At 42.2% G+C, this 6,997-nt stretch carries 9 protein-coding genes; 4 read left to right on the top strand and 5 right to left on the bottom strand.

The window, feature by feature from the left end; translation table 11 throughout:
- Window positions 1–341 precede the first annotated feature (341 nt).
- Window positions 342–1,421, top strand: a complete 1,080-nt coding sequence (locus BN1067_RS13975; protein ID WP_053219464.1) for a C40 family peptidase — start codon at window positions 342–344, stop codon at window positions 1,419–1,421.
- A gap of 32 nt (window positions 1,422–1,453) precedes the next feature.
- On the opposite strand, the gene BN1067_RS13970 is transcribed toward BN1067_RS13975, so the two are convergent.
- Both BN1067_RS13970 and BN1067_RS13965 read right to left on the bottom strand, forming a co-directional pair.
- The gene (locus tag BN1067_RS13970; RefSeq protein WP_234400701.1) at window positions 1,454–2,074 is read right to left on the bottom strand and encodes an HD domain-containing protein; all 621 of its coding nucleotides are present in this window, start codon (window positions 2,072–2,074) and stop codon (window positions 1,454–1,456) included.
- A gap of 17 nt (window positions 2,075–2,091) precedes the next feature.
- Window positions 2,092–2,946 (bottom strand): DUF72 domain-containing protein, encoded by an 855-nt coding sequence (locus BN1067_RS13965; RefSeq protein WP_053219462.1) that lies wholly within the window; start codon window positions 2,944–2,946, stop codon window positions 2,092–2,094.
- A 314-nt stretch (window positions 2,947–3,260) separates the two neighbouring features.
- On the opposite strand from BN1067_RS13965, the gene BN1067_RS13960 reads away from it, so the two are divergent.
- From BN1067_RS13960 to BN1067_RS13950, 3 genes are all read left to right on the top strand, one after another.
- Entirely contained in the window at window positions 3,261–3,461 is a 201-nt protein-coding gene (locus tag BN1067_RS13960; protein ID WP_053219461.1) for a cold-shock protein, read from the top strand.
- A 220-nt stretch (window positions 3,462–3,681) separates the two neighbouring features.
- Window positions 3,682–4,377 carry a queuosine precursor transporter gene (locus tag BN1067_RS13955; protein WP_053219460.1) on the top strand — a complete coding sequence of 232 codons (696 nt, stop codon included), beginning with the start codon at window positions 3,682–3,684 and terminating at the stop codon, window positions 4,375–4,377.
- 147 nt (window positions 4,378–4,524) lie between these two features.
- A complete protein-coding gene (locus BN1067_RS13950) occupies window positions 4,525–4,914 on the top strand; it encodes a reverse transcriptase-like protein (RefSeq protein WP_053219459.1) in 390 nt (129 codons plus the stop codon).
- Here BN1067_RS13950 and BN1067_RS13945 read toward each other — a convergent pair.
- From BN1067_RS13945 to BN1067_RS13935, 3 genes are all read right to left on the bottom strand, one after another.
- Window positions 4,907–5,218, bottom strand: a complete 312-nt coding sequence (locus BN1067_RS13945) for a DUF6123 family protein (protein WP_053219458.1) — start codon at window positions 5,216–5,218, stop codon at window positions 4,907–4,909. The genes BN1067_RS13950 and BN1067_RS13945 overlap by 8 nt on opposite strands.
- A 95-nt stretch (window positions 5,219–5,313) precedes the next feature.
- Window positions 5,314–5,835, bottom strand: coding sequence for an isoprenylcysteine carboxyl methyltransferase family protein (locus BN1067_RS13940; RefSeq protein WP_053219457.1), 522 nt, complete (start codon window positions 5,833–5,835; stop codon window positions 5,314–5,316).
- Window positions 5,832–6,920 carry a type III polyketide synthase gene (locus BN1067_RS13935; protein ID WP_053219456.1) on the bottom strand — a complete coding sequence of 363 codons (1,089 nt, stop codon included), beginning with the start codon at window positions 6,918–6,920 and terminating at the stop codon, window positions 5,832–5,834. The genes BN1067_RS13940 and BN1067_RS13935 overlap by 4 nt, the downstream gene beginning before the upstream one ends.
- Window positions 6,921–6,997: the final 77 nt, after the last annotated feature.

The raw sequence follows: 6,997 nt of genomic DNA, 5'->3' as shown, positions 1-6,997 counted from the left end.
ACAACAATTTCATCAAGCAAATCATAGTTGTCCAATTGCTTCATCCGTCCCGACCAATCACTACCGATTGCTTTGTTGAGGGTTATTCCGTGAAAAGGCCTGGTAATGTCGATAAATGGTATAAATAAAAACAACAAGATAATAGCCGTTGGTTTTATCAATCGGATTGAATGCTTCATTCTAGAGCACAGGATAATCCTTCTCCGCCATACATGCTTGCATAATAAGTGGTATCTCTATCTTACCATATTACAATTGTATTTCGATTACGAATTACAATCATATTCCCGTCCATTCTACATACATCTTGTTAAGAGCACAAATCGGAAAGGGGTTTTGACATGCTTACTGATTTGAGTGTCCAACATGTCATCAAGCATTCAGTGTCATATGGCTTTGTGCTGACCCAGCCATTTGCTTTTTATGCGGGCGCATATCCTGTTATGGAAAATAATCAACTAATAAAGGAATCAAAAACCCTCTCTTACGGCCAGCACAATCAATCCGTGAAGATATTACAGCATAAATTAACGAATTTGTCGTTTTTTTCCCATCCAATCGATGGGGATTTCGGAATTTATACGGAATATGCGCTTAAAAAATTCCAAAAAGAGCACGATCTCATGGTATCCGGACGTGCTGACAAAAAAACAGTAGAAAAGTTGATAGTCGAAGAAAGAAACGAGCAATTGGCTCCTTTAAGGGAAATTGAACCTTCCCTTTATCCAGGTGAAACCGGAGACGACATTGAAAAAATTCAACAGGCCCTCCACTACTTTGGTTACTATGAAGCAGAAGTAGATGGAATTTATGGTCCGGTAACAGCCCAGGCACTGCTTGCGTTTCAGGAAGATAACGGAGTGACGCCTACGAAGCAAATCGACGAGGTAACGATTGAAGCCTTTTTCGCAGCAGAATCGGATCAGCCTGAAGTGGAAGAGAAGATGCCAGAACATGTCAAGCCGGAACCGGAACAAACGGCACACGCTGCAACGAGCACAATTGACAAACAAGAAAGCGCCCCCAAACCAGTCGAAAAGGTGTCGCAAGCTGTCGATCCATCAGCAGTAATTCAGACAGCGAAACAATTAGTCGGTTCCCCATATTCCTGGGGTGGAACATCGCCGGAAGGTTTTGATTGCAGCGGTCTTATCCAATACATTTATCAGTCACATGGAATGAAGCTCCCGAGAACAGTTAGTGAGTTATGGAATATCAGTAAACCCGTCGATTCTCCCTCTTTAGGCGACTTCGTATTTTTTCAAACATACAAACAAGGACCGTCGCACATGGGAATATACGTAGGCGATGGAAAATTTCTTCATGCAGGTGAATCCCGGGGAGTCGAAATCAGTGAAATGGAAAACCCTTATTGGAGTCCACGCTATCTTGGTGCCAAGCGATTAACTATACAGCCTTAAGTGCTGTCGGCAATATACAGACACACATTCGTTTATGATAAATCTGCCGTTGAATCTGCTTCAACTTGCCATTCCTGATAAAATTGCCGCAAATAAGCTTCCATAAAGTGATGACGTTCCCCCGCAATCGCAGCTGCAGAAGCGGTATTCATCAAATCCTTTAACCGTAATAATTTATCGTAAAAATGCTGAATCGTTGTATGCGGATTGTCTTCTTCGTGAATCAGTCGGTTCCGGGCACCGCCAAAAGCGAATGCCCGGGCTATTCCTATCGCCCCTATAGCATCCAGTCTGTCCGCATCCTGTACAATTTGGCCCTCCAAGGATTTCGGTTTTTTATGACCTTGTTGATAAGAGACATCGGCAATTGCCATGTCAATTGCCATGCGATCGGTTTTCTCCACCCCTATCCCTTTCAAAAACTGCACGAGTTCTTGATTGGCTGCTTCAGGATCATTAGTCAGCTTCCGGTCAGCTATGTCGTGCAGCCATCCGGCAGCTTCGGCAACCAGCATATCTGCTCTTTCCAGGCTGGCAAGATGACGCGCCATAGAAGCAACCCTTTTCATATGATAATAATCATGGCCGGTCCCTTCCTCATAAAACTTTTGATAAACATAACTTTCGATTTGCTTCATATGTACTATCTTCACATTGCCACGCCTTTCCATTAAAAATTAAAAAAATCGAGTTGCCGTGGGTTTAAATGCTCGTATGTGATACCCAATAATTCAATCATCTTTTTGGCGTTATCAGCGGCATCTCCGCCTGAGTTGTTGTTAAAGAGTAAGGTGATTTCCTTTGTTTCGGCGGAAAGATGCTCGATGTGACGTTTCCATTCTGTGAGTTCTTGCTCGTTATATCGATACAAGAATCGTACCGCACGCCAATCGCTTCTCCCGTTACGATTCCAACCATGAACGTTTCTTCCGTGAAAACGGATCAGTGTTTTTTCAGGATGAGTGGCTTCCAGTACCGTGGGAACCGATCCTTCTCCTGCCTGGGGTTCATCACAAATGGTATGGATCCATCCCTGATCCCGCATGAATTCCAATGTGCTCTCTCGATATTTCTTATCAAACCACGATTGATTTCTAAATTCTAGAGCCAAAGGCAAATCGGGCAGGAGCTCTTTTATTTTTCGGAGTTTGGCAATATGTTCTTTGCTAACATCAAACCAAGGAGGAAATTGAAAAAGGATAGCATTTAGTTTCCCAGCCTCTACAACCGGCTCGATTGATTCCCGATATGCCTTAAATAATTCCTTCGCTTCCTGAATACTTAACGGCTGTTTGTCATGACCGGTCATTCGTTGATATGCTTTTATTACAAAAGAAAATCCATCCGGTGTATCCCTTACCCATTTTTGATAATTCCGCTGCGGCTGAATCGCATAAAAAGCAGTATCCACTTCCACCACCGGGAAATGAGAGCCATATACACCGAGCTTGTCTCGAGGATTTATCTTATCCGGGTAAAGGGAATCATGGTCACCCCATCCGGTAACACCTATGTTGATCGTCATTCTTTCTCCCTCCGTTTTTATATTACTTTCATGGTAGTACATATCTTTTTTATTTTCTACTGCAATTTATTAGCTTAGTTTCTGTGAAGAAGGAAATAAATGTCGAAAAATTGTACCTTGACAAATCAGTGTTTCCATGCTTGATCTTCTTGACTAGGCATGAAAAATGCGCTATATTTGGTTCAAGCAAACAAGGTGTGAACGTTTTCCAACAAACTCTGCCTGCTTCAAACCGGCAGTACCCTGTTGGTTGGTTTCCATCTTTTTGTAAAATTTCCACGTTTGACGTGAAGGTTTTTAGGAGGATTATTTACATGCAAAATGGTGTAGTAAAATGGTTCAATGCAGAAAAAGGCTATGGTTTTATCCAGTTAGAGGATGGAAATGATGTATTCGTACATTACTCTGCCATCCAGGAAGAAGGATTCAAAACATTAGAGGAAGGCCAAGAAGTTACTTTCGAAGTTGTCGAAGGTGAACGAGGACCTCAAGCTGCAAATGTAACAAAAAAATAAATTGAAATTATTCCAACGGTGATCCTGGCGATCGCCGTTTTTTTAATAGGGGGAATAAGGGGGTTGAGTTTGTATACAATTTTCGTTTAAAGGATTTTCCTTCTTCCCTACCGCTAGTGCTGATTGCATAATTGGTTCCATCCCAGTATAATATAGCCTTGTTGCTGACACGCACGCGGTTCGCAATCTCCCGCGTTACCAAAACTAAGGAGGATGTAAAATGCAAAACGAATTGCTTTGGCTTGTTTTTGCCTTCCTAAACTTTTCCATGTTAATGGTGGTTTATCGCATTTTTGGTAAATCTGGTTTATTTGTCTGGATTGGGATGTCTACGGTGGTGGCCAATATTCAGGTCGTCAAAACAATTGAGCTGTTCGGCCTTACCGCGACTCTAGGCAATATCATTTATGGAACGGCCTATCTTGCTACCGATATTATAAACGAAAAATACGGAAAAAAAGAGGCAAAGAAAGCTGTTTGGATGGGTTTTTTCACATTGATAGCCATGACGGTCATGATGCAGGCTGCTTTGCTATTTAAGCCCGGTACCGAAGACATTGCTCAAGCGGCGATGGAAACCTTCTTTGGTTTGGCACCCAAGATTGCTGCTGGCAGTTTAGCAGCATATATTATCAGTCAGTATTTCGATGTGTGGATTTACGCACAATTGAAACGTATTTTCCCAGGGACTAAATACCTTTGGCTGCGCAATAACGGCAGTACCATGATTAGTCAGCTGCTGGATAGTGCCGTCTTTTGCGGAATCGCCTTTTTTGGGGAATATCCGTTCAGTGTATGGATGGAAATCTTTTTTACTACGTATATCATCAAATTCATTGTCGCTGCGATTGATACACCGTTCCTATATTGGGCGAAACGAATGCATCTCGATCGTGTAGGGAAGAATCCGGAATAGCATTCTGCGCAGTGGTGGAATAATCCTAGTAGGACGGGTAGGTATACCCTTGATCGATCATTAAAAGAAGCCTAAAACAAAGAAAAGAGGCGCCAGAGCCATTAAGACTTTACAGCGCCTCTTGATTCCCAGAAAGGAGGGAAACTTTTGATTGAAGTATATACCGATGGAGCTTCCAGTGGGGACCCAGGCTTGAGCGGTGCAGGTATCTATATAAAGGCAAAAAAGAAAATATTTGAATACCGGTTTCCGCTCGGTTCCATGTCAAACCATGAAGCAGAATTTCAGGCAGTCATTAAGGGATTGGAAATTTGCCGGGAAAACTTCCCCGATGAAATCCTTTCCTTCCGATCCGATTCAAAACTTGTGGTGGACGTTGTAGAAAAAGACTTTACAAAAAATCAAAAATTCCTGCCTTTTTTACACGAAATTAGGTTGCATTCAGAAGCGTTCCAACACTTTTTTATTAAATGGATTCCCGAAAAGCAAAATCAGCATGCGGATAATCTCGCACGCCAAGCTATTCAGCTTAATTAAGCTGGATAGCTTTTTTGTTCACAGAAAACCCTTTTTGCCGAAGCAGCCTATCTGCCTGGGCGTTGTTCTTTACCTGTTCACCTGCCAAAAGTTCCAAAACGCTCAAAAAGAAACTGCCATCAAAATGAAGCTGGAACTGTAATGTTACTTTCAACGCTTTAATTGTCATCCAGTCGGGGGCATTGGTTGTGTTTTTACCTAAATAAATAAAATGGATGTCTTTATCTGACAATTTGAAGCCTTGCGTCCAAAGGTCCTCGATAAAGTATCCGAGTGGATGACTTTTCTCTAACTCCTTGGCCATTTCTATCACTCCTGCTAACATTGCTCCCTGAAAATCACTCATCCAGTTTAACATTTTTAAGTGATTTTTATTATACAGAACATTCGTTCGGATGTCTAATACTGAGGCTTCTCCAATGTTTCCAGGGCTCTCTCTTCCTCAGGAATCCGGATCCGCAACAACATCAAATGAAGAAGAGGAAACACCACTGCCGTTATATAGGTATGGAACAGCAACGGTATGATTGTGAGTTCAAAAAGTACCACCAGGTAATTGGGATGTTTTATAAACCGATAAGGGCCTCTCTTAACTAGCTCGGCCCCCGGAAGGATGATAATTTTTGTATTCCAAAATCTCCCTAAAGAAGCAATGCACCATATGCGTAGTAGTTGTGTAAGAATGAACAGGATGAATAAAAACACGTTCAGCTTCAATTCTTCCATTGCTTTCAGTTGCGCTTCTCCCCATAAACTTGCAAAAAATAACGTGTGGATGATGACAAACCATTTGTAATGTCCAGAGCCTGCCTCAATTGCCCCCTGCTGTTTCATCCAATTTTCGTTACCGCGTGCAATCAACAGTTCGATCAGGCGCTGTAAAATCAAAAACGTAAACAATATCCACATCCATACGTTCACGAAGACCACTCCAATTCCAGCAATTCAGAGCTGAAACCCGGACCTAAAGCAGACAGTAAACTTCTTTCACCGGGAGTGATGTCTTCCTGCATCCATTTTTGCAGGATATAAAGAACGGTTGCCGATGACATATTTCCATGCCGCTTTAACACTTCATAGGAATGTTGAAGTTTCGATTGTGTTATTTGCAATACACTCTCTATGGATTGCAGTACTTTTTTACCTCCTGGGTGTGCAATAAAAAAGGCGTAATCGTTTTTCTTGCTATTTTGCTCTTTTAAAAATAATTGTACATGTTCCTTCCAGAATGTTTCGACCAACTGGGGAATGCTCTTGGCAAAAATTACTTCAAATCCATGATTTCCTATTTCCCACCCCATCACATCTAAAGAGGCTTTTTTTGTTTTGGAGTCAACTTTGGTTATCCTTGGCCCCGCTTTCTTACGATATGCTTGATACGGGGATTCATCACCGATTAACAAGGCGGCAGCTATCCCGTCCCCGAACAAGGCAGTGCCAATGAAATTACTCTTACGATCATCTTCTTTTTGAAATGTCAGACTGCATAACTCTACGCTTACCACAAGGGAAGTTTTTGTAGGATTAGCCGTCAGCCACTCATGAGCACGGGCTAGACCACTGGCACCTCCCGCACATCCCAATCCCCATAAGGGAATGCGCCGCACGTCTTCTCGAAAATCCCTTTGATTGATAATGTAGGCATCTACAGACGGGGTAGATATACCAGTACTTGAAACGAAAATAATCGAATCGATAGCTTCGTGAGGAATAGCCTTGATTAGGAAATCTTCATTTTGCAGGCAGGCGTCAATCGCAGAAATGCTATGTTGCAATGCTTCTTTTTGATAGATATCGTTACGTTCCACGAAGGAATGCGGTTCAGTGAACCACGATTTTGGCACAACAAATTGCCGTTGTTCAACGGCTGCATGCTCAAATACAGGGAGCAGCCGCTTCAATTCTCTTTCCGGCCGAGGAAATATTTTTTCTATCAACGTTTTGATTTCCTCTTGTTTCAAGGTGAATTTCGGCAGGCTTGTCCCGACCGATCCGATAACTGTCATGTAAGCACCTCTTCTATTAGTTGAATATTGTAGTCTTTGATTATGTACCCCATTTACGAAAGACTTAACTAAAATCG

Source organism: Virgibacillus senegalensis, from assembly GCF_000821245.2.
Taxonomy (GTDB): domain Bacteria; phylum Bacillota; class Bacilli; order Bacillales; family Amphibacillaceae; genus Sediminibacillus; species Sediminibacillus senegalensis.
This window is presented reverse-complemented; position numbering and strand designations above follow the sequence as displayed.

Bases quoted from the DNA above. Each gene is read 5' to 3' on its own strand.
- BN1067_RS13975 (WP_053219464.1), top strand. From the start codon at position 342: ATGCTTACTGATTTGAGTGTCCAACATGTCATCAAGCATTCAGTGTCA.
- BN1067_RS13965 (WP_053219462.1), bottom strand. From the start codon at position 2,946: ATGACGATCAACATAGGTGTTACCGGATGGGGTGACCATGATTCCCTT.
- BN1067_RS13960 (WP_053219461.1), top strand. From the start codon at position 3,261: ATGCAAAATGGTGTAGTAAAATGGTTCAATGCAGAAAAAGGCTATGGT.
- BN1067_RS13955 (WP_053219460.1), top strand. From the start codon at position 3,682: ATGCAAAACGAATTGCTTTGGCTTGTTTTTGCCTTCCTAAACTTTTCC.
- BN1067_RS13945 (WP_053219458.1), bottom strand. From the start codon at position 5,218: ATGGCCAAGGAGTTAGAGAAAAGTCATCCACTCGGATACTTTATCGAG.
- BN1067_RS13935 (WP_053219456.1), bottom strand. From the start codon at position 6,920: ATGACAGTTATCGGATCGGTCGGGACAAGCCTGCCGAAATTCACCTTG.